At 35.2% G+C, this 25,525-nt stretch carries 23 protein-coding genes, 1 pseudogene and 2 riboswitches; of the genes and pseudogenes, 13 read left to right on the forward strand and 11 right to left on the reverse strand.

Annotated features, from left to right (window positions below; translation table 11 throughout):
• Window positions 1–132: 132 nt before the first annotated feature.
• The 3 genes from MRBLBA3_RS13575 to MRBLBA3_RS20120 form a co-directional block, all read right to left on the reverse strand.
• A complete protein-coding gene (locus tag MRBLBA3_RS13575) occupies window positions 133–1,044 on the reverse strand; it encodes a sigma factor regulator N-terminal domain-containing protein (protein WP_363381698.1) in 912 nt (303 codons plus the stop codon).
• Window positions 1,044–1,535 (reverse strand): RNA polymerase sigma factor, encoded by a 492-nt coding sequence (locus tag MRBLBA3_RS13580; protein ID WP_363381745.1) that lies wholly within the window; start codon window positions 1,533–1,535, stop codon window positions 1,044–1,046. Before MRBLBA3_RS13580 ends, MRBLBA3_RS13575 begins: the two co-directional genes overlap by 1 nt.
• Before the next feature lie 139 nt (window positions 1,536–1,674).
• Window positions 1,675–2,976, reverse strand: coding sequence for a DUF5068 domain-containing protein (locus tag MRBLBA3_RS20120; protein WP_422653161.1), 1,302 nt, complete (start codon window positions 2,974–2,976; stop codon window positions 1,675–1,677).
• Window positions 2,977–3,476: 500 nt separating this feature from the next.
• On the opposite strand from MRBLBA3_RS20120, the gene MRBLBA3_RS13590 reads away from it, so the two are divergent.
• Complete coding sequence (locus tag MRBLBA3_RS13590; protein ID WP_363381700.1) at window positions 3,477–4,253, forward strand: SDR family oxidoreductase; 777 nt, start codon at window positions 3,477–3,479, stop codon at window positions 4,251–4,253.
• A 48-nt stretch (window positions 4,254–4,301) separates the two neighbouring features.
• Here the strand turns inward: MRBLBA3_RS13590 and MRBLBA3_RS13595 are convergent, their stop codons facing one another.
• From MRBLBA3_RS13595 to MRBLBA3_RS13610, 4 genes are all read right to left on the reverse strand, one after another.
• Entirely contained in the window at window positions 4,302–4,970 is a 669-nt protein-coding gene (locus tag MRBLBA3_RS13595) for a methionine ABC transporter permease (RefSeq protein ID WP_000527155.1), read from the reverse strand.
• On the reverse strand, window positions 4,945–5,985 hold the full coding sequence (locus tag MRBLBA3_RS13600) for a methionine ABC transporter ATP-binding protein (protein ID WP_044739099.1): 1,041 nt from the start codon (window positions 5,983–5,985) through the stop codon (window positions 4,945–4,947). The genes MRBLBA3_RS13595 and MRBLBA3_RS13600 overlap by 26 nt, the downstream gene beginning before the upstream one ends.
• 12 nt (window positions 5,986–5,997) lie before the next feature.
• The gene (locus MRBLBA3_RS13605; protein WP_363381703.1) at window positions 5,998–6,810 is read right to left on the reverse strand and encodes a MetQ/NlpA family ABC transporter substrate-binding protein; all 813 of its coding nucleotides are present in this window, start codon (window positions 6,808–6,810) and stop codon (window positions 5,998–6,000) included.
• A gap of 85 nt (window positions 6,811–6,895) precedes the next feature.
• A riboswitch (SAM riboswitch) is annotated at window positions 6,896–7,009 on the reverse strand.
• 80 nt (window positions 7,010–7,089) lie between these two features.
• Entirely contained in the window at window positions 7,090–7,998 is a 909-nt protein-coding gene (locus MRBLBA3_RS13610) for an NAD(P)-dependent alcohol dehydrogenase (protein WP_000643846.1), read from the reverse strand.
• A gap of 156 nt (window positions 7,999–8,154) precedes the next feature.
• Here MRBLBA3_RS13610 and MRBLBA3_RS13615 point away from each other — a divergent pair, with 156 nt between their 5' ends.
• The 6 genes from MRBLBA3_RS13615 to MRBLBA3_RS13640 all read left to right on the forward strand — a co-directional run bounded on the left by MRBLBA3_RS13615 (window position 8,155) and on the right by MRBLBA3_RS13640 (window position 14,914).
• On the forward strand, window positions 8,155–8,919 hold the full coding sequence (locus tag MRBLBA3_RS13615; RefSeq protein ID WP_000733639.1) for a hypothetical protein: 765 nt from the start codon (window positions 8,155–8,157) through the stop codon (window positions 8,917–8,919).
• 117 nt (window positions 8,920–9,036) lie between these two features.
• Entirely contained in the window at window positions 9,037–10,473 is a 1,437-nt protein-coding gene (locus MRBLBA3_RS13620) for an FAD-binding oxidoreductase (protein ID WP_363381705.1), read from the forward strand.
• Window positions 10,470–11,003 carry an MFS transporter gene (locus tag MRBLBA3_RS13625; protein ID WP_000222371.1) on the forward strand — a complete coding sequence of 178 codons (534 nt, stop codon included), beginning with the start codon at window positions 10,470–10,472 and terminating at the stop codon, window positions 11,001–11,003. Before MRBLBA3_RS13620 ends, MRBLBA3_RS13625 begins: the two co-directional genes overlap by 4 nt.
• Window positions 11,004–11,081: 78 nt before the next feature.
• Entirely contained in the window at window positions 11,082–12,800 is a 1,719-nt protein-coding gene (locus MRBLBA3_RS13630; RefSeq protein WP_044739096.1) for a DUF3981 domain-containing protein, read from the forward strand.
• Window positions 12,801–12,917: 117 nt separating this feature from the next.
• Window positions 12,918–14,177, forward strand: a complete 1,260-nt coding sequence (locus MRBLBA3_RS13635; RefSeq protein WP_363381707.1) for a multidrug effflux MFS transporter — start codon at window positions 12,918–12,920, stop codon at window positions 14,175–14,177.
• A gap of 233 nt (window positions 14,178–14,410) precedes the next feature.
• Entirely contained in the window at window positions 14,411–14,914 is a 504-nt protein-coding gene (locus MRBLBA3_RS13640) for a hypothetical protein (protein WP_000756513.1), read from the forward strand.
• 18 nt (window positions 14,915–14,932) lie between these two features.
• Here MRBLBA3_RS13640 and MRBLBA3_RS13645 read toward each other — a convergent pair whose 3' ends face one another.
• Complete coding sequence (locus tag MRBLBA3_RS13645) at window positions 14,933–15,148, reverse strand: DUF3951 domain-containing protein (protein WP_000371384.1); 216 nt, start codon at window positions 15,146–15,148, stop codon at window positions 14,933–14,935.
• A gap of 171 nt (window positions 15,149–15,319) precedes the next feature.
• A riboswitch (SAM riboswitch) is annotated at window positions 15,320–15,425 on the forward strand.
• 137 nt (window positions 15,426–15,562) lie between these two features.
• On the opposite strand from MRBLBA3_RS13645, the gene MRBLBA3_RS13650 reads away from it, so the two are divergent.
• Genes MRBLBA3_RS13650 through MRBLBA3_RS13670 form a run of 5 tightly spaced genes read left to right on the forward strand, consistent with a single transcriptional unit; the run spans window position 15,563 to window position 20,862 of the window.
• Window positions 15,563–16,480 (forward strand): ABC transporter permease, encoded by a 918-nt coding sequence (locus MRBLBA3_RS13650; protein ID WP_212088799.1) that lies wholly within the window; start codon window positions 15,563–15,565, stop codon window positions 16,478–16,480.
• A 16-nt stretch (window positions 16,481–16,496) separates the two neighbouring features.
• Entirely contained in the window at window positions 16,497–17,501 is a 1,005-nt protein-coding gene (locus MRBLBA3_RS13655; RefSeq protein ID WP_363381710.1) for an ABC transporter permease, read from the forward strand.
• On the forward strand, window positions 17,458–18,468 hold the full coding sequence (locus MRBLBA3_RS13660; protein ID WP_000057273.1) for an ABC transporter ATP-binding protein: 1,011 nt from the start codon (window positions 17,458–17,460) through the stop codon (window positions 18,466–18,468). The genes MRBLBA3_RS13655 and MRBLBA3_RS13660 overlap by 44 nt, the downstream gene beginning before the upstream one ends.
• Complete coding sequence (locus MRBLBA3_RS13665; protein ID WP_363381712.1) at window positions 18,465–19,238, forward strand: ABC transporter ATP-binding protein; 774 nt, start codon at window positions 18,465–18,467, stop codon at window positions 19,236–19,238. Before MRBLBA3_RS13660 ends, MRBLBA3_RS13665 begins: the two co-directional genes overlap by 4 nt.
• 13 nt (window positions 19,239–19,251) lie before the next feature.
• On the forward strand, window positions 19,252–20,862 hold the full coding sequence (locus MRBLBA3_RS13670) for a peptide ABC transporter substrate-binding protein (RefSeq protein WP_212088802.1): 1,611 nt from the start codon (window positions 19,252–19,254) through the stop codon (window positions 20,860–20,862).
• Window positions 20,863–20,878: 16 nt separating this feature from the next.
• On the opposite strand, the gene MRBLBA3_RS13675 is transcribed toward MRBLBA3_RS13670, so the two are convergent.
• Entirely contained in the window at window positions 20,879–21,346 is a 468-nt protein-coding gene (locus MRBLBA3_RS13675; protein WP_060749773.1) for a YusW family protein, read from the reverse strand.
• A gap of 146 nt (window positions 21,347–21,492) precedes the next feature.
• On the opposite strand from MRBLBA3_RS13675, the pseudogene MRBLBA3_RS13680 reads away from it, so the two are divergent.
• Window positions 21,493–21,690 (forward strand): annotated as a pseudogene (locus tag MRBLBA3_RS13680) (hypothetical protein); the annotation flags it as partial.
• 46 nt (window positions 21,691–21,736) lie between these two features.
• On the opposite strand, the gene MRBLBA3_RS13685 reads toward MRBLBA3_RS13680, so the two are convergent.
• Both MRBLBA3_RS13685 and MRBLBA3_RS13690 read right to left on the reverse strand, forming a co-directional pair.
• Complete coding sequence (locus tag MRBLBA3_RS13685; protein WP_363381715.1) at window positions 21,737–23,377, reverse strand: peptide ABC transporter substrate-binding protein; 1,641 nt, start codon at window positions 23,375–23,377, stop codon at window positions 21,737–21,739.
• Between the two features lie 408 nt (window positions 23,378–23,785).
• On the reverse strand, window positions 23,786–25,426 hold the full coding sequence (locus MRBLBA3_RS13690; protein WP_363381717.1) for a peptide ABC transporter substrate-binding protein: 1,641 nt from the start codon (window positions 25,424–25,426) through the stop codon (window positions 23,786–23,788).
• Between the last annotated feature and the right edge of the window lie 99 nt (window positions 25,427–25,525).

Genomic DNA, 25,525 nt, shown 5'->3' on the forward strand with positions numbered 1-25,525 from the left:
TATTTTTGGAGGATGAATAATAAATGAGGGATGGGAGCTTTCCGCTAAAATAGATAGCTCCCATAGTAAATAGATTAATGCACGTTCTTTTAACTAGTTACTATTAGTTTATCTTATCTTATCTTTTCTTTATTATTTCTCTGGTTTTATATAAGGAACTACTTGCGCAGTAGCTCCTACAGAGGCACCGCGAATAAAGTCTTGGTTTTCTAACGCCTTAAAATTCTCTGTTTTCCCGGTTAGCATGACACCTAAAATTTTTACTTGATCGAATGGTTTGTCCTTGTTTGATTTTAAAAACTTCTGAATGTCTTCATCATGTCCATCGTCATCGTATTGTTTAAGTGAATCAACGAACTCTTTGTACGCTTCTTCAGGGGATTTCTCTGGATTGAATCCGTAAACCGGCATACCAGCAGGCCCTTTACTTTCATCTCCAATTGGTGATGTCATATATAGCCATACAATGTTTAAGGTATCTGGAATTTTTTCTTTAATTTCTTGTAATGTATAGGGTTGATTGAATGAGAGAGCAACTTCCGCAACATAGTTGTTCATTTGTGAAACTTCACCTAATTCATTTTGGACACCATCATGATATTCTTTAATAGCTGGATTATAAAATGTTGCAAATTTATTCTTTGTTTGTTTATCATACTCATAAAATTCTGTATCGGACCAATAAAAGCCGGGCGTTAATTCATTGGTATCAATGTTGGTACGGAGCCAACCATAGGAACTTGTTAATGTGTTCCATGGGACTACATAACCATTAATATTTTTAGAACGATTTGATATAATATTGCCGCCAAACATGGATGAGTTACTCGTTACTTGAGAATCAATTTGCACATTCGGTTCTGCAATTGCGTTATGTAAAAAGAGATGTTCGTGAAGTTTCGTAGAACTTTTCGCTGCGAAGTAATTACCGATCTTATAAATTATAGGGATAAGTATTATTACGACGATAATAGAGGTAATAATGATTTTGAGTAATTGCTTACGCTTAGCCCTTTTTAACGCATCTTTTAAAGAAGTGTCCATTAAGTTTTTCCTCCTACTGTAGAATGAATTGTTTTACGTGCGCGATGTAATTTTTGTTTGACACTGTTTACTTGAATATCTAATATTAGAGCGATTTCTTCATATGAAAAGTTGTAATAGTATTTTAAAAAGAAGGCTTCTTTATATTCTAGTTTTATATCTTTTAATAGATAGAAAATCTCATCTTTATTTAAAACAGCATCCAATTCTCGGTCTGTATATTGTAATTTTGAATAAACCTCTTCAGTTAAATAGATGTTTTGCTGCTCTTTTTTTCTCTTCAAGTCAATGTATTCATTTAGTGCGACTCTGAAAAACCATGGACGTATGTTACTCTCGGTTAGGTCATCTAGCAATGTGTATACTTTATAGAAAGTATTTTGGATGATGTCTTCTGCATCTTCTTTTATAGCCCCTTTCGCTATTAATAGTTTGAACACTTCCTCTCCTAAACTGATAAGATAGGAGGTCAATATATTTTCTTTTCCCATCATTTTTCCTCCCTACACTTATACAACGAATAGGTAATGATAAATGTATACACTTAAATAAAAGTTTTGTTCTTTATAAAATAAAAAAGGCATATAACAATCATATGTTATATGCCTTTTCTAATATATACTTAGTAATTTATTTAGGTAATGTAAATTTAACTTTTTTACCTTGTGAAATATCTTTAGCTTCTTTATTTCTCATAGGTCCTAACTCAATCTCAAAGCTTTTGTCTTTCCAAATCTTTTCATACTGCTCTTGATCTAAAATATATACTTGTAGTAACTCTCCAGATGTTCCTGTTTTGACTGAAGCATTATAGTCATAATTTAATAGCATACCTTCATTAATCGTATATTGTGTACCATCATTCACTCTTAATGTAGAGCTTATAGGCGATAGTGAAACGTCTTGAGCATCTTTGTTATCAAGCTTGAATTTCACTGTTAATAGAACGAGACCGTTTTTGAAATTTGCAAAGCGTGGAGCTTCGACGGAATTTGGTGTGAATTGAGTGAATTGGTATCCGTCTAATGTAACATTAACAGCGCCTAATTCTTGGCTGTTATTAATACTTGATTTCTCTTTTAACATTTTTTTATCGCCCATGTTATTAGCTGTAGCTTTATCTTGGTAGAAAGTGTTATCTGTTGCAACCTTTTCAGCACCTTGTTTGTTTAAACTTAATGAAAAGCTTCCGGGACTTCCGATTGGAGCATCAAATTTTCCTTTATTAGCTTGTGCAGTTGGGACTGTGACTGAGACCGTTGAGAGATTTGAAATTTTTGCTAGATCATCTTTTCCGAATGGATAAGCGATATAACCAGAAATAGTTTCTCCTGCTTTTACTAAGTAATCATTCGTTGGAGCAAGCTTAGTTGGTAGCTGATCTTCTGTTGGAATTAAATCTCTATAGTTACTATATGCTTTCTGAGCACCAGTAAATGACATGTCCAATGTTGGCATATAATAAAGGTCTTTAGCTGAACTATTTTTTACGCTATAGTTCACAAGAATAACTCCGCCCTCTGTTTGACGGTTAAATGGAATGTTAAAGTCCGTATGGAATCCATTTAATTCAACTAATGTATAACTATTCATTGATACTGAAATATCTTCAGCTTTATGGACTTGTGGTTCCTTATTTTCAAAAAGAACTTTTGTTTTACCACCTGTTTCTTTTTCCATATAGGAAATCAGCTTGGAATAATCGCTGGAACTAGTGGCTGTATTTTCGGTCTTTTTATCTTCAGTCTTTTTATCTTCGGATTTTTTTTCTTCAGGTTTATTTTCTTTCGTTGTATCCGTTTTTTCTGTTTTGTTTTCTTTCGTTACATCTTCTTTTTGTTCTTTATTTGTCGTATCGCTTTGACCACAGCCAGTTATTACAAAAGCTGCTACGATTAGTGTAGAAAATAAAGAAAGTAATTTTTTTGACATGTTTCTTCCCCCTATTTGTTTAAAACCAGTTGAGTCTGTATAATCAGACCCTTTATATCTCTCACATTAGCCCCACGTTTTATTATAAGAAAGTAAACCAGTATTTACCAGTGTTTTTCTGATTGTTTTTATTATTTTGATATCTTAATGGTTATTTTTAATAGAAACATAGTTAAAGCTTATGTAGGTAATTACAATATTTTTCCGCCAAAAGAGAGAGAAGATTATCTTTTCTATTTTAAATATTGAATCTTTTTGTTAGAGTAAATAATAGAGATATATTGAAAGGGGACAAAGACTCGATATGCGTACGAACTTGTAATGATTAGAAATTAGATAGATGAATTTTTCTCTCGTAAGTGAGGGTTTATTTAGCTATCTGTAAATCATTCAAGGACTGCATATTTAGCTTGTACATCCCTTTTGTAAGGATAGATGCCTATGTGGGGAAATTTATATCTCTTATATAAAATATGCGCCCTTTAACTTTGGAGGAGTATATGATGAATCAATTAAAAAATAAAGTAGCTGTTGTTACAGGTGTAAGTCGTCTAGACGGTATAGGAGCAGCTATTTGCACGGAGTTAGCAGAGGCTGGATACGATATATTTTTTACGTATTGGACAGAATATGATAAAGAGATGCCTTGGGGCGTTGATAAAAATGAACAAATGCAATTAAAAGAAGAGCTGATACAAAACGGTGTCAAAGTATCGAGCATGGAATTAGATCTAACTCAGAATGATGCATCAAATCAGCTTATAAATAAAGTTACTGAACAACTAGGGTACCCTCATATATTAATTAACAATGCAGCGTATTCTACGAATAATGATTTCTCTAATTTGACTGCTGAAGAATTAGATAAGCACTACATGGTAAATGTTCGTGCGACTACATTATTAAGTAGTAAGTTTGCTCAAGGATTTGATAAAAAATCTGGCGGTAGAATTGTTAATATTACTTCGGGGCAATTTAAAGGGCCTATGGCTGGAGAACTAGCCTATGCAACAACGAAGGGAGCTATTGATGCTCTCACTAGTACGTTATCAGCAGAAGTGGCTCATTTAGGGATAACGGTGAATGCAATTAACCCAGGTCCAACTGATACGGGTTGGATGAATGAGGAGATAAAGCAAGGATTAAGACCGATGTTTCCTTTCGGCAGAATTGGTGAGCCAAAGGATGCAGCAAGACTTATTAAGTTTTTAGTGAGCGAAGAAGCCGGGTGGATTACAGGGCAAGTTATTCATTCAGAAGGTGGATTTAAGAGATAAGTTTATAAATAAAAAGGAGGTATCTCATTTCAGTGAGATACCTCCTTTTTAATCTTTCTTCAATCTTCGCGCTATACCATTCCCTAATGACTGTAATCCTTGAACGAGAATGATTAAAATAAAGACTGTTGCATACATTACTTCAGGTTCGTAGCGTAAATGTCCGAATCGATATGCGAGATCACCGAGGCCTCCAGCACCTACAAGTCCAGCCATTGCTGTTGCGCCGATTAAGCCAATTGTTGCGATTGTTAATCCAAGTACGAGAGACGGACGAGCTTCTTTAACCATAACGTGCCAAATGATTTTTATAGTAGAGACTCCCATTGCTTGATATGCTTCAATGACACCGCGATCCACTTCTAATAAAGCAGTTTCCATTAAACGTGCAATGTAAGGGGCTGTAAATACGACAAGTGGTACGATAACACCTTGCACGCCAATGGATGTTCCCATTAGAAACTTTGTGAAAGGTAAAATAAAGAATAATAGAATGATAAATGGAAGAGAACGAATGATATTAATAACTGTATTAAGAATAGGATAGATAATTTTATTTTCTCGCTGTCCACCAGGTCTCGTTAAAACAAGTGTGACACCGAGTGGTAATGCAATAAGAATAGAGATAAGTAGTGAAATAGATGTCATTTGAAATGTTTGAATTGTTGCTTCCCATATTACGTTACCCCACTCATCCAAAAAGGACTTGTTTCCCATAATCTGTTCTACCTCCTTCTACGATGATCCCTTGTTCTTGTAAAAATGATAAGGCACGGTGTACTTCATTTTTTTCACCTTGCATATGAACGATCAGTTTTCCATATGCCTCATGTTTTAACTGCGTAATATTGCCTGATAAAATATTTGGATATACTTGAAAACGTTTTGTAGCGACAGCTAACGCTGGTTCTCCTGAAGCGGTTCCTATAAATGAAAGTGTTACAATTTCCCCGGTGCTTTGTAGTTCTTTCTGTACCTCTTCTGGAATTTTAGCTGCAAACGCGCTATTTACAAATTTCTTCGTTGTTACATGTTGTGGGTTTGTGAAAATATCTTTTACGGTTCCACTTTCGACTACCGCCCCATGTTCCATAACAGCAACTTGGTCACAAATACGCTGGATAACATTCATTTCATGTGTAATTAGTAAAATCGTGATCCCAATTTCTTCATTAATTTTTAATAACAAATCAAGAATAGAATCGGTTGTTTCTGGATCTAATGCGCTCGTTGCTTCATCACTTAATAAAACTTCAGGTTCATGTGATAGTGCACGTGCAATGGCAACACGCTGTTTCTGACCACCAGATAATTCGCTTGGATAGGCGTCTTTTTTATTAAAGAGATCAACAATACGTAAATACTTTTCTACCCTTTTTTCAATTTCATTTTTGGGAAGACCAGATAGACGTAAGGGTAGTGCGATGTTTTCATAAACGGTAACGGTTTTAAGTAAATTGAATCCTTGAAAAATCATGCCGATCTTTTGTCTTGCTTTTGCGAGTTCTTTTGTTGATAAGGTTGTTAAATCTTGTTCATTTACAATGATATTTCCTGTCGTTGGTTTTTCTAATAAATTTACACAACGAATTAATGTACTTTTGCCAGCGCCACTATATCCAATGATTCCAAATACTTCGCCCTTTTTTACTTTAAGGGAAGTTGATTTAAGAGCCTCAACATTCCCTTTTTTTGTTGTAAATACTTTGGAGACGTTTTTTAATTCAATCATTATAGTCAGCTCCTACCAAGACGGTAAAACAGAACCATCGAATTTTTTCTCAATGAAATCTTTTACTTCTTTAGATTGATAAGCTTTCTTTAATTTATTAACAACAGCATCATCTTTATTTTCAGTACGAACAACGACCCAGTTCACATATGGTGAATCTTTTCCTTCGCGGAAAATAGAATCTTTCGCTGGGCTTAATTTTGCACCTAATGCAAAGTTTGTATTAATTGCAGCTGCCTTTACTTCACTTAGCTGCGTTGGTAATTGAGATGCCTCTAATTCAACAATCTTTAAATTTTTCGGATTTTCAATTACATCTTTTGCAGTCGCTTTTTCTGTAGCCTTTGGATCAACTTTTAAAACCCCTGCTTTTTCAAATAGCTTTAAAGCACGAAGCTCATTTGTTGGGTCATTTGGGACAGCGATTGCATCGCCCTCTTTTAATTCTTTTACATTTTTTAAGCTTTTAGAATATACACCCATAGGGAATGTTACTGTGGAAAATACTTCAGTTAATTTCATGTTGCGTTCAGCTTTAAATACGTCTAAATAAGATTTAGTTTGATAGCTATTTACATCGAGGCTTTTTTCATCTAAAGATACGTTTGGCGCTACATAATCATTAAATACCTTTACATCAATTTCGAGACCATCTTTTGCTGCAACTTCTTTCACCTTTTCAAAAATTTGTTCATGCGGTCCACCTGTTACACCAACGGTAATCTTTTTCTCATCTAATGCTTTTACCTCTTTATCAGAATTAGCACCACATGCGCCTAACAATAATACAGCTCCACTTACAATACTTAATAATACCTTCTTCATCTATAATTCCCCCTTAATATACGTTCCAAAATAAAAAGCACCTCTCAAAAATAAGAGAGGTGCCGAATAGACGAAATAGGTTCCTCTCTTATCTTCCAAAACGAAAATCGTTCTGCAGGAATTAGCACCTTAGCTTATACGTTATAAGCTCGGTTGCCGGGCATCATCGGGCCAGTCCCTCCGCCACTCTTGATAAGAGTATGTGTATGTAGTTTTTAAATATGGTACTAATAGTAAATCTTACAAAAAGAATTGTCAATGGTATTTTCTGAATATATTTTATTTTAAGGTAATGGAAACATTCCCTTTTTTATGCCCTTTTTCTACATATATATGAGCTTCTGGAATTTCTTCTAAGCGATAAATTCTATCAATAACAGGTTTTAAATTTTCTGTTTCAGTTAATTTTTTTAGTAGAATCATATCTTCTTTACTTACTTTTGCCATCATTCCATTAACAGATACATATTTTCCATTTTGCGTTAATACTTTTTGACAAAGGGATCTTTTAATTTTTCCAACTGCATCAAATATAATATCGTAGCGTTCAGCTCGCTTTGTAAAATCTTCTTTCGTATAATCAATTACGTGATTAGCTCCTAAAGATTGCACTAGTTCAAAGTTTGAATTACTACAAACAGCTGTAACGGTCGCGCCAAAATATTTAGCAAGTTGTACGGCAGCTGTTCCTACTGAGCCAGATGCGCCATATATAAGTACTTGTTGCCCTTTTCTTATACGTCCTTTTCTCAGGAAGTGTAATGCTGAAGTTCCGCCAAAAGGAATAATGGCAGCTTCTTCATACGTCACATTGGTAGGTTTTAATGATATCAATCCGCTTTCATGCACACATGTATATTCTGCATAACCACCGACATTAAGCTCTGTTAATGCGAAAACTTGGTCTCCTTTTTTAAATTGAGTTACATCTGTTCCTATTTCTTCGATTTCACCAGATAGCTCGACGCCGAGTATAGGTTTTCTTGGTTTTTTAAAACCTAATATAATCCGCATAGGAATCCAAAATAAAAGGGGGCTATTAAAGCCGCGCATTCTACAATCTCCAGTTGTTACACTTGTTGCGTGAATTTTAACTAATACTTCATTCTTTTTTGGAGTAGGTTTCTCTACATCTTGAAGTTTGAGAACATTAGGTGGCCCATACTTTGTGCAAATAATTGCTTTCATAATGACCTCCTGAATTTAGTTGTTTTTATTTACATCATATTTAAGTATTTCTTTAAACATGTTGTTATTCGAGAAATAAAGTGAAATAGAAATATTAAAAAGTATATAGATTTCAAAGGAAAATAGATGATATCCTTTTGGAAAGGAGGAGAAATTATGAAAAAACTTATTTTAACTTCTAGTATGATCCTTGCAGTTATTTTAGGTGCAGGGTGTAGTAATGAGAAAACAACAAAGACGGATGAACCGAAAAAAGAATCGGTTCAAAAAGAGAAGGAATTAGCCGCGAAGGATGTTTTCAAGAAAGCGAATGAAGCTTTTAAAAATGAAGAACATGTAACGATGACATATGATGTAGGGATAAAAGCTGAAGGAACAGAGATGGATCTGCTAAAGGCTAAAATGCAATTAGAGCCAAAGAAAAAGAATTCTCGTTCTGAAATGAATGTTTCTGGTACAGAGGTTGTAGTGTATGCGGTGGATGGTAAAGTTGCTGGTCAGGTGAAAAATCCTAATACAGGAGAAGTTATATCTGTACCGGAGGAGCAATTAAATGCTAGCGGGATGAAAGCAACTCAAGATATTGTAGATAATTTAGAAGTGCCAGCAGTAGTTTTAGATAAAATGAAGATGGAGAAAAGCGGAGATAAATATAAGCTGACGTTTATATTAAAAGGGCAAGAAACAGAGAGTATGTTAACTAGCATGGATGAAACGCAGAAGAAAATGCTACAAGCACAAAATGCAAAGATAGAAGAAGTGGATGCAGAATACATCATTACAAAAGATTTTAAATATGAATCAGCGAAGATAGATATGATTATGAGTAGTAATGGTAAGGATAAGGCACACATTATTACGAATGCAAAATATACATCGTACGAAAAGTTTGAGCCAATACAGCTGCCAGCAGCAAAGTAATAGTTTTGATGAGGGAGGGACCTAAAATAAAGGGTCTCTCTCTTTTTGTTAATACCTTCTTCGTAGGAAAGTAGGTACAATATGAAGAGGAAGAACGTTAGAAGAGGAGAGTGCCATTTGAAAAAAAGAAAGATAGCAGCTGTTATTGTAGCATATACAGTGTTGCTCGCGACATCTATATATACATACAAGGAGCAACTGGACCATCCTATTATGAGTGATGTAGGAAAGCTGCTTCCAACGAAAATTAAACGTGTTGAAAATGCTGAGGATGAAAGTTCATTAAAACAGTTAGTGCAAGATGCAACTGTTTCTGGAGAGAAGATTTCTATTGCAGGTATGCAACATAGCCAAGGCGGACAGACATATTATCCGAACGGTACGATGCTTGATATGAAAGGGTATAATGAAATATTAGAATTCGATCCGGAGAAGAAGAGGATTAGGGTGCAAAGCGGTGTCACATGGAATGATATTCAAAAGAAAATCAATCCATATGGTCTTGCAGTTCAAGTGATGCAATCTCAAAATATTTTTACTGTGGGTGGTTCATTAAGTGTAAATGTACATGGGCGTGATATTCGTCATGAAGCATTGATTGATACAGTAGAGTCGTTCAGATTGTTAATGGCAGATGGTACGGTGCGTAATGTAAGTAGAGAAGAAAATGCTGATTTGTTTCCGTATGTAATTGGGGGATACGGATTGTTTGGTGTAATTTTAGATGTGACGCTACAGTTAACAAACGATGAATTTTATGAAACGCATACGAAAGTACTAGAGTATAAAGAATACTCTTCATACTTTAAGAATAAAGTGCGAAGGGATGAGAATATACGCATGCATTTAGCACGTATTTCTGTTGCCCCAAATTCATTTTTAAAAGAAATGTATGTGACAGATTATGTACTATCAGAAGATCAGCAGAAGCTGAGAGAGTACAGCAAATTAAAGGAAGAAAATATTATAGCTGCGCCGAAATTCTTACTTGGGTTATCACGTTATAGTGACTGGGGAAAGGGCGCATTTTGGGATATACAAAGAAGTTATTTTGAACGTACAGATGGTAAGTACGAAACGCGAAATAACGTAATGAGATCTGATAGTGCTTTTATGGAATACGATAATCCAAACTTGACCGAAATTTTACAAGAGTACTTTATACCGATAGATGGTTTTGCAGAGTATATAGATGATTTGCGAGGTGTTTTAAATGAAGAGGAATTAAACCTTCTTAACATTACAATCCGCTATGTAGAAAAGAATGAGAATGCGGTGCTATCTTATGCGAAAGATGATATGTTTGCGCTTGTGCTTCTAATTAATCAAGGGCGTTCTGAGGATGAAATAAAGAAAACAAAAGTGGTCATTCAAAAGATGATTGATGTTACGTTAAAGCATAATGGAAGTTATTATTTACCGTATTATTCTTATCCGGAAAAAGAGCAACTAAAGAAAGCATATCCTCGTATAGAAGAATTCCTTCAGAAGAAGAAGGAATTAGACCCAGAGGAAAGGTTTGTGAATTTATTTTATAAGGAGTATAGCAAATGACATATAGAAGATTTGTAGCGTCACAAAGCATAATTATGATGGCGGGAAGTATGGTATTTCCTTTTTACATTCTATTGCTTCGAAATGTTGGGAATAGCTTCTCGCAATTTGGCTGGGCGTACGGCTTATTTGCCTTAACTTCAGCTCTAGTATATCCGTTAGTTGGAAGAACCTCTGATAGAGTAGGTGATAGAAAGTTATTAATTATATACGCCTGGTCCATGGCTATATTAATGCTTTGTTTTCCTATTGCAACAGAAGTTTGGCATGTATATATTCTCCAAATTTTAATGGGTATTTTAGGTGCTGTGCAGCGCAATACGGAGAAGACGTCGTTAGCACGAAAGGTAGAACAGAAAAAAGCTGGTTATGAGATTGGAAAATATCATGTGTGGACATCGGTTGGAGGAGCAGTAGCAGTTATTGCAACGGGATATTTAGTAGATTTCTTTACGATTGGCACCATTTTTTATATAGCATCTATTTTATATGCAGTGAGTGGAATTGTATTAAGTAGCAAAAAAATATAATCATACCCATTTTTACCTGATTACCCTTTATTTGTTATACTTATGGAGAAGACAAAAGAAAAGGGGACATTGCCTTTGATGAAATTTATAGTTTTAGCTATTCTCACTTTGTTTTTGATTCCATGGACTAGAAGCGGTAATAAAATTCGCGCGGTGGATAAAGGAGGAAATGAGAAAGTTGTAAAGGGTAAGAAATCATCTATTTTAGTTATTCCTGTTTTATTTTGGATAGGTATTGCAATCTATGAATATTTCTGGCTAATTGATGATCGAGCAGATTCTATTCTTACTCATTATTCTGTTGCAGTAGCGGTTTTAATTGGGCTTGTTTTATTTTCACAAGAGCAGGTAGGGAAATTAGAAGGTACGTTAAAAGGACTTCTAATGTTTGTTTTACTCGCAAGTTACGGCTATTTTGGTTATTTGCACGATATAGTAATCTCGCAAAAGAAATATGATTCGGTCGTGAAGGTAGAGAAAGATATTTCAGAGACATTTACTGAAAATGACCAACCGTTTACAGTTCCGCCTAAAACAGCGGAAAATAAAATGAAAAAGGTATTTGGTGATATTCCGAAAGTAGCTTATTTTGAGCTAGGGGAATTAACGCCACAGATGGTAAATGGTGAAGCCTTGTATGTAGCACCGATAGAAGTTTCGGGATTTTTTAAAGCGCGTAAGGCAGGAACAATACCAGGTTACGTAACAATGTCAGGTACAAATCCTGATGCGGAAGCGAAATTACATCTTGGATATAAAATGAAGTATGTACCAAGTATGTTTTTTGGTAATAAATTAGAACGTGCTGTTCGAAAAGCAGAGCCAGATTTAGTTTTTAAAGGGAAACCAAAATTTGAAGTTGATGATAAAGGAAAACCGTATTATACAATGACATACGGTGAGTTTATTTCAGGAAGATCGGGGTTTGAAGTAGAAGGCGTTGTCGTTGTTGATGCACAAACAGGTGATGTGAAGCGATATGATAAAGAGAATGCACCTAAATTCGTTGATGGTGTATTAAATCATGAAACAGCATCTACGTTAAATACGTACTTCGGAAAATACATTCACGGATTTTGGAATACGAAATTCTCACAAACTGACATGAAGATTCCGACTGAGTGGGGGACGAAGGAGGGCGTTACGCCGATCTTCGGAAAAGATGGTAAACTGTATTACTTTACAGACTTTACCTCTCCGAAAGAAGGAGTAGATTCTGCTCTCGGTTACTCATTAGTTGATGCACGTACAGGAAAGTTGTATTACTATAACGGAAAAGAAGTGAAAGGAATTATGGACGGTTCGGCTGCTACAGAAGTAGTAGATAATTCCTTTAAGAGAGAGAAATGGCATGGAACAATGCCAGTTATTTATAACGTATACGGTAAGCCTTCTTGGATTGTACCAGTTATTGATGACGGCGGGTTAGTACGTGCTCATACTGTTATATATGCTTCTAATGCAAAAGTGTTTGCGTCAGGTTCGACGCAAAAAGAAGCACTTGAGAACTATAAAAATGCGCTAAGCGGAAGTGGTGATTCATTTAGACCGACTTCAAATGGGAAAGAAGCGCAAAAAGAAGGCACTGTACAACGTGTGTATAAAGAAAAATCAGGTGAAAATACGATTGTGTACGTACTATTAGAAAATGAGCAAAAAGTATTTATGGTACCAGCGAAGAAATTCCCATATGCAATGTTTACAGAAGTAGGAGATCCAATTCAAATCACATATTTAGACACAGGAGAAACGATGGCATCTGTATCTAAATTTACAAATAGTAATTTGAAAAAGTAAAGCGATAGAGATTCTATCGCTTTTTTTACATTATTAAACAGGAAAATACAGTATACTTGACGTATATTTATGTTGTAACTATAATTGTTACGATTTGATATTTATATGAAAGGGTGAATGAAAAAAGTGAATGGAGTTAATCACGAAGTATATAAACCTGTAAAGACAAACAGGTTATGGATGATTCTTGTATTAGGGACACTTACGGCAATTGGGCCATTATCGATTGATATGTATTTGCCATCTTTACCGAAGTTAACAGATGATTTACAAACGGGGGCATCTCTTGCGCAGCTTACATTGACAGCTTGTTTACTCGGGCTTTCAGTAGGACAGTTATTTGTTGGTTCAATTAGTGACATTTACGGAAGACGCAAACCTCTTATTATCGCTCTTATTATTTATGTTGCTTCTTCTTTACTTTGTGCTGTTGCACCATCAATTTGGAGTTTAATGCTTTTACGTTTCTTACAAGGTGCTTCAGGGTCTGCTGGTATCGTTATATCACGTGCAATGGTACGCGATATGTATTCAGGTTCTGAAATGACGAAGTTTTTCTCACTGCTTATGTTAGTAAACGGAGCAGCACCTATTTTGGCACCGATTATTGGAGGGCAATTATTACAGTTCACATCATGGCGCGGCGTTTTTATCGTTCTTGGAGCAATTAGTGTATTCATGCTAATATCAGCTACTTTCGTATTACGTGAAACATTACCTCCTGAAGAAAGAGAGACAGGTGGATTATCAGGAACGCTTGCAACATACGGAAAGCTTCTGAAAGATCGTTTATTTATGGGATATGCATTGTCGCAAGGATTAGTAACAGCAGCAATGTTTGCTTATATTTCTGGTTCACCGTTCGTGTTGCAAAATATATACGGGGCATCACCACAACAGTTTAGTTTGTTCTTTGCAATTAACGGTATTGGTATTATTATTGCTAGCCAAGTTACTGGCCGCTTAGCGGGGAAAGTTAATGAGAAAACTTTATTTGTTGCGGGTATTATTATTGCGGCTGTTGGCGGTCTGTCGTTACTACTTACAATCGTATTAGGAATAGGGCTAATTGGTGTTTTATGCTCGCTATTTCTTGTTGTATCAAGTGTTGGGGTTGTATCAACAACCGGCTTCTCGTTAGCAATGAGAAATCAAAAACAAGCAGCAGGAACAGCATCAGCTTTACTAGGTTTATTACAGTTTATTTCAGGAGCACTTGTAGCACCGCTAGTAGGTATTGGTGGAAGCAATACAGCACTTCCTATGGGTGTTGTTATAGCTCTTTGTGAAATTGGTGCTGTGTTATGTTATTTATTCATGGCAAAAAGAAGTGAAAAGCAGTTTGAACTGCAACAAAGACAAAATTTAGAGGCTTAATTCATAAAAAGAGCTGATTCAAACATGTTTTGAATCAGCTCTTTTTTCATTTCTTTGAAATAACTCATGCAAAAGTTACTTGCATAAAGTGACGATACTGTGACAAAAATGTGGGTATATATATTAAGAAATCATCTTAAGTACAAAATTTAGGATGTTCTCGGTATAATAAAACAAGTGGAGATAAAAGAAACTATAATTAGAAGTAGCTGTAGATAAAAGGAGAATTGAAGATGAAGAAGGTTTTGGGTATTGCTGTAATGGGAGGTATGCTCCTTCTAGCAGGGTGTAATGGAAATAAAGATACGAAAGAACCGAAAGAAAAGGTAGAGCAATCTACTGAACAAACAGAAGAGATGAAAGAATACCTTGCAGTACATGAAAAATATGATATAAAAATGAACAAAGAAATCAATAAAGCATTACAGTTATTTGAAGTGGCAAAAGAAAAGGGCGGTAAGGAAATAACGAATGCTAAATATAAGGAAGACGTGCAAAAGGTAACAACGAGCATGTTAGAAGATATTGATCATATACGTAAAGAGATTCGTGTTCCAAAGTCGAAAGAGCAAGAGCATGAGGTATATGCTGGTTTCTTGGATGAATCGGAACAAGCGATGAAAAAATTACAGAAGTTAGCTAAAGAAGAAGATTCATCGTTGATTCGTGATATAGAAATTAACTTTGCAACAGCATCCACATACTATAAACGTTTTCAAACAGAGGCCCAAAAATAACCTTGCGCATGCGCAAGGTTATTTTTTCTTCTTACCATCTCCGTCTTCATCCTCGGATATCAATACCTTCTGTTCTTCGTGAAATTCCGAAATTGTTTGTCCAGTAATATTATCGAATGGAGTATAAAAAGAAGTGATACGTTTCTTCTTAATGAAGAGTTTGTAGAAGCCGATGATTACGAGTATGACAATTGTTAATGGCAATCCTATGGTGGCTAGAAGTAAGGGATCCATCTTATAACTCCTTTAAAGTAATTAATTTTATTATAGGTTAAAGTAGTGACTTTAAGAAATAATACCATTAAAAACTGATTTTTCTAAATATATCCAATTTGATTGACTTTTCTTTTTTTCAGAATTATAATTCGAAATATACAATTTGAACCAAATAATAATATAGCAATTTACTTATCCAGAGAGGTAGAGGGACTGGCCCTATGACACCTCAGCAGCGGGTTCTGTAGTAGGAACACCGTGCTAATTCCAGCAAGCAAGGCTTGAAAGATAAGTGATGGGCATGGTTTTATTAAGCCTTGATCTTATTTTTTAAGATCAAGGCTTTTTGTGTTTTAAGAAGTGGAGAAGGAGTAATGGGAACAAATATGTCAATAAAACAAAGTAAATTCATTTGTTTAGGAGGTTATTGAAGTGTATGTTATTAAAAAACTATCGGTTATGGTATTTACTCTATGGGTTATTACGACAGTAACATTTTTAATTATGCATATTATTCCAGGGGATCCATTTTCGTCAGATGCGAAAATCTTTCCTGAAGAAGTGATACAAAACATGAGAGCGAAGTATCACCTTGATGAACCGTTATGGAATCAGTATGTTGCTTATTTGGATGGGGTAGTTCATTTTGATTTTGGTGAATCTGTTCAATCGACAGGTCAAGGTGTATCGGAAATTATAACGACAGGGTTTGGCCCGTCAGCGATTATTGGTTTACAAGCACTTGTTATTTCATTGTTAGTCGGAATTGCCGCAGGTACATTTGCCGCGCTATATCATGGGAAAGTGATTGATTATAGTGTGAGCTTGCTTGCGATTCTCGGTATTTCTGTTCCTAGTTTTATTTTAGCTCCACTATTTATACAAGTATTCGCTATCCAATTTGAATTACTACCAGTGGCGTCTTGGGGAACGTTTGAGCATACTGTATTACCTTCCTTCGCATTAGCGTTAGGACCAATCGCGGTTATTACAAGATTTGTTCGCTCTAATATGATTGAAGTGTTGCAGAGTGATTATATTAAGCTAGCGAGAGCGAAAGGTATACCAATTAAGAAAATCATTATAAGACATGCTCTTCGAAATGCAATTGTTCCGGTACTTACATTTGTTGGCCCATTAATGGCTGGACTTTTAACAGGAACTTTCGTTATTGAAAAAATCTTTTCAATTCCTGGTTTAGGAAAATATTTTGTAGATAGTATTTTTAACCGAGATTATCCGGTAATTATGGGAACAACCATTTTCTATAGTTCGCTATTAATTGTATGTATTTTTATTACAGATATCATTCATCGTATTGTTGATCCGCGTATTCGTTCTATTACGTAAGGAGGGGAATGTTTAAATGGGGGCTTATGAAATTAATGACCAGTTATTAACGAATGAAGAGAAAAAAGAATTAACGATAAATAAAGATCAGCAAACGATTAGCCGAAAAAAGGAAGTGTTTCACAAGTTTATATCAAACCCTATAGCAGTTTTAGGGGCAGTGACGTTATTACTAATTATTGTTTTCTCGCTTATTGGCGAAAGTTTAACGTCATTTACTGCGAGTGAACAAGTAAAAGAAGCAACTAATTTACCGCCTAGTAGTGAGCATTGGTTCGGAACAGATGATTTAGGAAGAGACATATGGGCGCGTACTTGGGCTGGTGGGAAAATTTCACTAACAGTTGGATTGGTAGCAGCAGCTCTTGATATAGGGCTCGGTGTACTTATCGGAGGGTTCAGTGGATATGTGAGAGGGCGTAATCGTCTTGGAACGTTAATTGATGAGTGGATTATAAGAGGAATTGAATTGTTATACGGTATCCCATATTTATTAATTGTTATTTTATTATTAATCGTTATGAAACCAGGACTTTTTACAATTATAATCGCCCTTGCGTTAACGGGATGGATTGGCATGGCACGTCTCATTAGAGCCCAAGTCTTATCTTTAAAGCAAAGAGAATTTGTTATCGCAGCAGAGCGATTAGGTACATCTCATATGAAAATTATATATGGGCATTTAATTCCAAACTTAACGGGGATTATTATCGTAAATTTATCATTTACAATTCCAGCAGCTATTTTCTCAGAATCATTTTTAAGCTTTATCGGACTTGGAGTACAATCACCAGCGGCAAGCTGGGGCACGATGACGAACGATGCACTCGGGACATTACTAAGCGGTGAATGGTGGCAACTATTCTTCCCGGCAATCATGATTGCACTCATCATGTTCGCATTTAATGCAATTGGTGATGGTTTGCAAGATGCGATTGATCCGAAAATCGTAAAACGTAATCGAAAGGAGAAAAAACATGGCACAAATCTTATCTTTAGAAAACGTAACGTTGGCCGTTGAAAAAGAGAATAGTAAGCAAGCGATTGTGAAGCATGTTTCCTTTTCTATTAACGAAGGTGAAATAGTTGCACTTGTCGGAGAAAGTGGTTCAGGAAAAAGTGTTACAGCACAATCCATTATTGGCTTAAATCAAGAGTCAATTCATATTGATGATGGAAATGTATCTTTCCAATCAAAGGAATTAACTAATTTACAAGAATCAGAATGGAATCAAATTCGCGGGAAAGATATTTCTTTTATCTTTCAAGACCCGCTTTCATCTTTAAATCCGACGATGAAGGTCGGAAGGCAAATTACAGAAGTAATTTTGCAGCATGAAAAGAAATCGAAGAAAGAGGCAAAAGAAATTGCAATTAACTTACTAAATGATTTAGGCATACATGAAGCAGAGAAACGCTTTGAACAATACCCGTATCAGTTAAGCGGTGGTATGAGGCAACGTATTTGTTTGGCTATTGCGTTTGCATGTCACCCGAAGCTCGTTATTGCAGATGAACCTACAACGGCATTAGATGTAACGATTCAAAAGCAAATTATGGGGTTATTAAAAGAGCGAAAAGAAAAACAAAATACGAGTATTTTATTAATTACTCACGATTTGGCGCTTGTACGTGAAGTAGCTGACCGGGTGGTAGTTATGTACGGGGGCCGTGTTGTTGAAAAAGGGACGATACAAGAAGTAATAGGTTCACCTAAGCATCCGTATACAAAAAGTTTATTACAAGCAATTCCGAATATGGATGATTCCGAAAAAGTATTACGCGCTATAGAAGGAACGACACCTTCCATTGAAACATTAAATAGCTTTGGTTGTCCTTTTGTAAATCGTTGCCCAGTAGCGATAAAAGAATGTATTCATCGTTTCCCAGAGAGAACGACATATTCTGGGGAGCATAGTTCACATTGTTGGCAACATATTCTAGAGCATAATAAAGCGAAATCAAAAGAGAAGGTGAATGCCTCATGACGACAGGTTTAATTACTGTAAAGCAAGTAACGAAAACGTATGGAAGTAAAAATAAAGAAATCGCAGCGTTAAAAGATATATCACTTTCTATTCTAAAAGGAACAACGCTTGGCATTATTGGAGAAAGTGGTTCTGGAAAGACAACACTTGGAAAATTAATTGCTGGAATTGAAAAGCAAACCTCTGGTGAGATTGATTACAACGGTCAAGTTGTTCATAAGCTGAAATCAGCGAATAAACGCAATTTCTTACAGAGAGTACAGTTCATTTTTCAAGATTCCACAGCTGCATTAAATCCGCGCTGGAAAGTACGCGATATCGTAACAGAAGGCTATATTTCATTCGGTTTAGGCGATAAAGGATTGAAAGATAAAGTCGCAGGTGATGCGCTAGAGCGTGTTGGATTAGATAGACGATATATTGATCGTTACCCACACGAGTTTAGCGGTGGACAGCGTCAACGTATCGCTATTGCAAGAGCGTTATTATGTGAGCCAGAAGTTTTAATCCTTGATGAACCAATTTCAGCATTAGATGTTTCACTGCAAATCCAAATTGTACATTTGCTGCAAAAGATTCAAAAGGAACAAGGCTATACATATGTATTTATCGCACATGATTTACCGATGGTTCACTATTTATGTGAAAAAGTGGCTGTCCTATATAAAGGAGAACTTGTTGAATTTGGAAATACGGACGAAGTATTCCGTAATCCACAACATTCTTATACAAAAACATTATTAGCATCAACACCAAAAATTTCAGGTTAAAGGAGAATGTAGGATGAAGAAGTTTTTACTGTTTGTCATTATGACTGTTTTAGCAATAACTTCTGTCGCTTGCGGTAAGAAAGAGACGCAAAAAGCGAGTGCTGGTAAGGGAGAAGGAGATCGATTAGTAACGAATATTAGTAGTGATCCATATACGCTTGATTCCGCTATTGCGACAGATAGCACGTCAGGTTATATAATTGGGCAGTTGTTTTCAAGTTTATATACGCAAGATAGTGATGGGAAATATCAAAATGAATTAGCAGAGAAAGAAGAAGTAAATGCTGATGGAACTGAATATACAATTCATTTAAAGAAAGATATTAAATGGTCAGATGGTTCTCCTATTACAGCAAATGATTTTGAGTTCGCATGGAAGCGATTATTAAACCCGAAAACAGGTTCTATGAATGCGACAGAAATGTATTTTATTAAAGGAGCAGAGGCATATAATACTGGAAAAGGTGAAGAAGGACAAGTTGGTATTCAAGTCGTTGATCCTCAAACATTAAAGGTAACACTTGAGCACCCAGTTGCTTCTATTAAACAAAAATTAGCAAGTTCATTATTTATTCCATTATCTAAAAAATCAATTGATGATAATAATAAATTAAAAACAGATCCAAAAGAGTTAATTACGAACGGACCATTCACGTTAAAAGAATGGAAGCATAACCAAGCAATTACAGTACAAAAAAATAAAGAATACTATGATAAAAAGGTAACATTAAAAGAAATTGAGTTTCGTATTATTCCAGATTCTAAAACAGCGTACCAATTGTACAAGTCAAAAGAATTAGATTTACTAAGTGGTTTACCACAAGAGATGATTGAAAAAGAAAAAGGAAACAAAGAATATAAGCGTGTTGCAGGATTCTCATCTTATATTTATTCCTTTAACGTAGAAAAAGAGCCGTTTACAAATGCGAAAGTACGTAAAGCATTTTCATTAGCGGTTGATCGTAAGTTTATCGTTGAAAAATTGTATAAAAATAATGCACAAGAAGCATATGCATTCGTTCCAGAAGGAGCAAAAACACAAGGTGGTCGTGATTTCCGTAAAGAAAAAGGCGATTACGTAAAATTCGATTCAGCAGAAGCGAAAAAATTATTAGAAGAGGGCATGAAAGAGCAAGGTTGGTCTACATTACCTGAAGTAACATTAAAATTCACTACAGATACACAACATAAAAAAGTAGCAGAAGCAATGCAAGAAATGTTTAAGAAAAATCTTGGTGTAGATATTAAATTAGAAAATAAAGAGTGGAAGAGTTACATCGACACATATAAGCAAAGTGATTTCCAATTAGCTTATATGGGATGGGGCGGCTCTCTATTGGATCCGATTACTAAACTAGATTTATATGCAGGTGATGGTCCAAACAACTATGCAAAATGGCATAATAAAGAATTTGATGCATTAATCAAAGAAGCAGAAGTTGAACAAAACGAAGATAAGCGTTTTGACTTATTGCATAAAGCAGAAGATATTATGTTTGATGATACACCATTAATCCCAATTATTTTCCCAAGTGCTTCGTATTTACAAAAATCATCAGTATCTGGCGTCCAATTCATTATCGGGTCTAGTCCAGAACTAAGATATGCAAAAATAAAGAAGTAGGCAATCGCCTACTTCTTTATTTTATTTCTCTTTTATATTCTTTTTTCGTTCCATCAGAGAAGACAACTTCTAAATCGAATTTTTGGTAGTCTTTATCAAGTTTGAACACGTTTACTACTTGATCGATTACTTCTTGGTCAGGAGTATCTTTATCAAATTTTAATTCTTGTAGAAGTGGGCTTAATTTTGTGATAGCCTCGTCACCTGTGAACTTTACATCTGTTTTATGGTCTTCAATTTTTGCTTCCATTTTTTTATCGGCTGCTACATTTTTATAATCAGCTTCGTAGTCTTTCTTCGTATCTTGATAGTCTGCTTTTAAATCAAATTCATTAAAGTTTAGTTTTAAATCTGCAGGAGCCTCATTTTTTGCTTCTTCAGTCGTTTTCTTATTAGAAGTTGTATCTTCTTTTGCAGGAGCTTTACATCCTGTTAATGCAGGTACTAGCATAAGTGCTAATAAAGCTGATAGTAAAATTCTCATTATAAATTCCTCCTTATGTAACTTCTTTCTATACAAGTTTTTCCTAATTCCATGTAATTATGTATAAACCAAATGAATTATTTACTTAAGGGGGGACACATGCTTATGTATCAATTAAATTGAAAAAAATGGTATGTATATAGGCATTTCAAACAATCGGCGAATTATTTCCCACAACATATGCAGCGAATGGTTATTACACAATAATATTCAGGGAAGTTGATTTAGAGAAAAATATTATTTCATTATTACTGGTTATACTAGTTACACAATTAATAGCGGGAATCACTATAGGTATAAAAGGGATAGTAAAGAAGAGAAGTTGTGTAGTTAAAGAAGTATAAAGTAAAAAAGGTATCCTTCGTGGGATACCTTTTTTACTAGCATTTATTATTTTGCAACTTCTGTCCACTTGTAGTTAAATTCACCGCCGAAGTCAGTTGTTACAAGCCCTTTAATAAATCCGCGTTGTAGGTAAGAACGACCTTGTTGGTATAAAGGAGCGACAGCACCATCTTGTAATAGGATTTTTTCAGCCTGCTTCATTGCTTCAAAGCGAGCTTTTTCATCACCAGCTAAATCTGTTTTCACTTTATGAATGAGCTCATCGTACTCTTTGTTAGAGTATTTATCGAAGTTATAAGCACTATCTGTTGTGAATAGATCTAAGAATGTAATAGGATCTGCGAAGTCAGGGCCCCAGCCATCGATTCCGATTTCGTAATCACCACTTAATAGTAGTTTTAACTGTTGTTTACGTGGTTGAGGTTTTAAAGTCACTGTTAATCCATCTAGATTCTTTTCTAGTTCACCTTTTAAATATTCGCCAGTCTTTTTAGCTAAAGCATTATCACTTGTTAATAGTTCAATTGTTACTTTGTCAGTACCAAGTTCTTGCTTCGCTTTTTTCCAGTTTTCTTTTGCAGATTTCACATCATCTTTGACTAGATTTCCATTCTCTTTACGGAAGTCGTTACCGTCTGGACTTTTTGCGAATTTCGCAGGAACCATTCCTTCTGCTGGGATTGCACCGTTATTTAAAATTGTTTCTACGTACGCTTTTTTATTCATTGCTCCGTTAATAGCAAGGCGTGCATGTTGATTTTTTAATACTGCATTTTTCTGATTTAGTCGTAAAAATTGAATGCCGACTTCAGCGCGTTCCTTGAAGTTTGGATCACCTTTATATTTATCAACAAACTCCGCAGTTAAAGCAACACGGTCAATTTGTCCTGAATCATATAAGTTAACTTCTGTAGATTTATCTTTAACGACATTGAAGTTGATTTCTTCTAATTTTACAGTTTTAGCATCCCAATAGTTAGGGTTCTTCTTCAATTGGAAGCTTTGTTCGTGTTTCCAGTTATCTAATGTGAAAGCACCATTGTAAATTAAATGATTTGTTTCTAAACCGTATTTATCGCCTTGAGATTTTAAATAGTCTTCATTAATTGGTAAGAATGTTGAGAACGTCGTTAAGCTTAAGAAGTAGGGAACAGGGCGATCTAGTTGTACTTCTAAAGTTTTGTCATCAAGAGCTTTGATGCCTAATTGATCAACTGGTAATTGTTTTTGGTTTATTTGTTTTGCATTCTGTATATCGAAGAATAAGAATGCATATTCAGCTGCTGTTTCAGAGTTTACGGCACGTTGCCAAGCGAAGACAAAGTCTTTTGCTGTTACAGGAGTACCGTTTGACCATTTTGAATCACGCAGGTGGAATGTATATTTTGTTTTATCGGGACTTACGTCAACCGACTCAGCGACACCAGGAATCGGTTTATTATCTTCTCCCATTGCATATAAACCTTCAAAAACATTTCGCATTACGTTCATGGATTCCCCATCCGTTGCTTTTGCAACATCCATTGTTGGAATTTCTGAAGCAAATGATAAGTTAATCGATTGTTTATCAGGTGCTTTATCGTTCGCTTTTGCTCCGCCTGCATTATCTTTATTTCCCCCGCAAGCAGTTAGTAGTAGACTTGCCCCTAAAACAGATGCAACAACAGGTACAACTTTTTTCTTCATTGTTCTTTCCTCCCTAAATGTGTTGTTCGTAACGTCATAATGTCCATGTCTTGAAGTGTAGCTATAGAAGAAGAGAAAACCTATTATAAATATGTGCATATAGGTAATCAGGTGTTCTATATGTATATACATGTTGAACTATAATCTGGCGTTATATGTTTCAACTTGGTAGACATTACATTTTGATGGTTAAATATTTTGTTTCTTTGATTATTTAGAATATTAACACTGGAAAGAACTATATGTCAATAATAAAAATAGATTGTTAATTTCTTAGAATAATATATTAAAAAAGCAGATTTCCTCGTATTGGGGAATCTGCTTTTAATATGTTTTGCTAAAAAAACAATTGGTACGGGCTAATAATCAGTGGGGATGAAGAAAACCTACACTGATTAAAGTTTCACTTTATTTTTCAATTTTTGCCCACTTGAAGTTTAATTGACCTGCAAAGTCTACTTGCACAATTCCTTTCACAAAAGAACGTTCTAAATAAGATTCGCCTTTTTGGTAAAGAGGAGCGATAACAGAGTCTTTAAATAATATTTTCTCGGATGCTAGTAATGCTTCCCAGCGAGCTTTTTCATCACCAGCTAAAGTTGTTTTCACTTTTGCTATTGTTTCATCGAATTCCTTATTAGAGTAATGGTCTAAGTTGTAAGGGTTATTCGTTGTAAATAACTCAAGGAATGTAATTGGATCCGCAAAGTCAGGGCTCCAACCGTCAATTCCAATCTCGTAGTCACCTTTTAATAAAAGTGAAATTTGTTGTTTACGTGGTTGCGGTTTTATATTTACTGTTAAGCCATCTAAATTCTTTTCTAGTTGTCCTTTTAGGAACTCACCAGTTTTCTTCTCAAGGTCACCATCACTTGTTAATAATTCTAATGTTATCTTTTCAGAACCAAGTTCTTTTTTTGCTTTCTTCCATAATTCTTGTGCAGATGTTGTATCAAATTTTGTTAAATCGCCGTTTGCAGTACGGAAGTCTGTTCCGTCAGGCCCCTTTGCAAAGTTTTTCGGCACGAGACTCAAGGTTGGTGTAGAGCCGTCATTTAATAACGTATTTACAAAGGATTTTCGATCAATTGTTTGATCAATTGCTTGGCGTGCAGAAACGTTTTGAAGTACTCTGTTTTGTTGATTCATACGTAAAAAATGTACCCCTACGTTTGGACGTTCTTTAAAGTTAGCATCCTTTTTATATTTATCAACGAAGTCAGATGTTAGTTTGATACGATCTAATTGTTTTGACTCGAATAAATTTACTTCTGTAGATTTTTCTTTTACGACGTTAAAATTGATTTCTTCCAGTTTGACAGTATCTTTATCCCAATAGGTAGGGTTTTTCTTGAATTTAAAGCTTTGTTCGTGCTTCCAATCGCTTAGTGTAAAAGCTCCGTTGTACAAGATTGTATTATCTTCTAAAGCGTACTTATCATCTTGTGCTTTAAAGAATTCCTCGTTAATTGGTAGAAATGTTGGGAACGCTGTTAAGCTAATAAAGTACGGAACAGGACGTTCTAATTCTACCTCAAACGTATGGTCATCAATTGCTTTTACACCAAGTTGATCGGCTGGAAGTTCTTTGTTGTTAATTTTTGTTGCATTTTTAATATCAAAGAATAGAAATGCGTATTCAGAGGCTGTCGCTGGATCAACAGCTCTTTGCCAAGCGAAGACGAAATCTTTCGCTGTAACAGGAGTGCCGTTTGACCATTTTGAATCTCGTAAATGGAATGTGTATTTTGTTTTATCGCCACTTACTTCATGAGATTTTGCAACACCAGGGACAGGTTTGTTACCTTCACCAAGATTATACAAACCTTCAAATACATTTCTCATTACTTGACCAGAATCAGTATCTGTAGCACGAGCTGTATCCATTGTTCGTATTTCAGTAGGTGAAGATAAGTTTAAAACCTGTTTACTAGGTGCCTCGTCTTTTGCATTTGCTCCGCTTGCTTCGTTTTTATAACTACTGCAACCAGTTAATAAAATACTTACTCCTACAACTGATGCAATACCGGGTACAAACTTCTTTTTCATTTGATTTTCCTCCTAAATAATTAAGTTTGGATGATGATGAGGGAAATGAAAAATAAAAAATCCCTCTTTTCGTATTGAGAAAGAGGGATTTTTACGTAC

It is taken from the genome of Bacillus sp. LBA3-1-1.1 (genome assembly GCF_040676495.1).
Classification (GTDB): Bacteria; Bacillota; Bacilli; order Bacillales; family Bacillaceae_G; genus Bacillus_A; species Bacillus_A nitratireducens.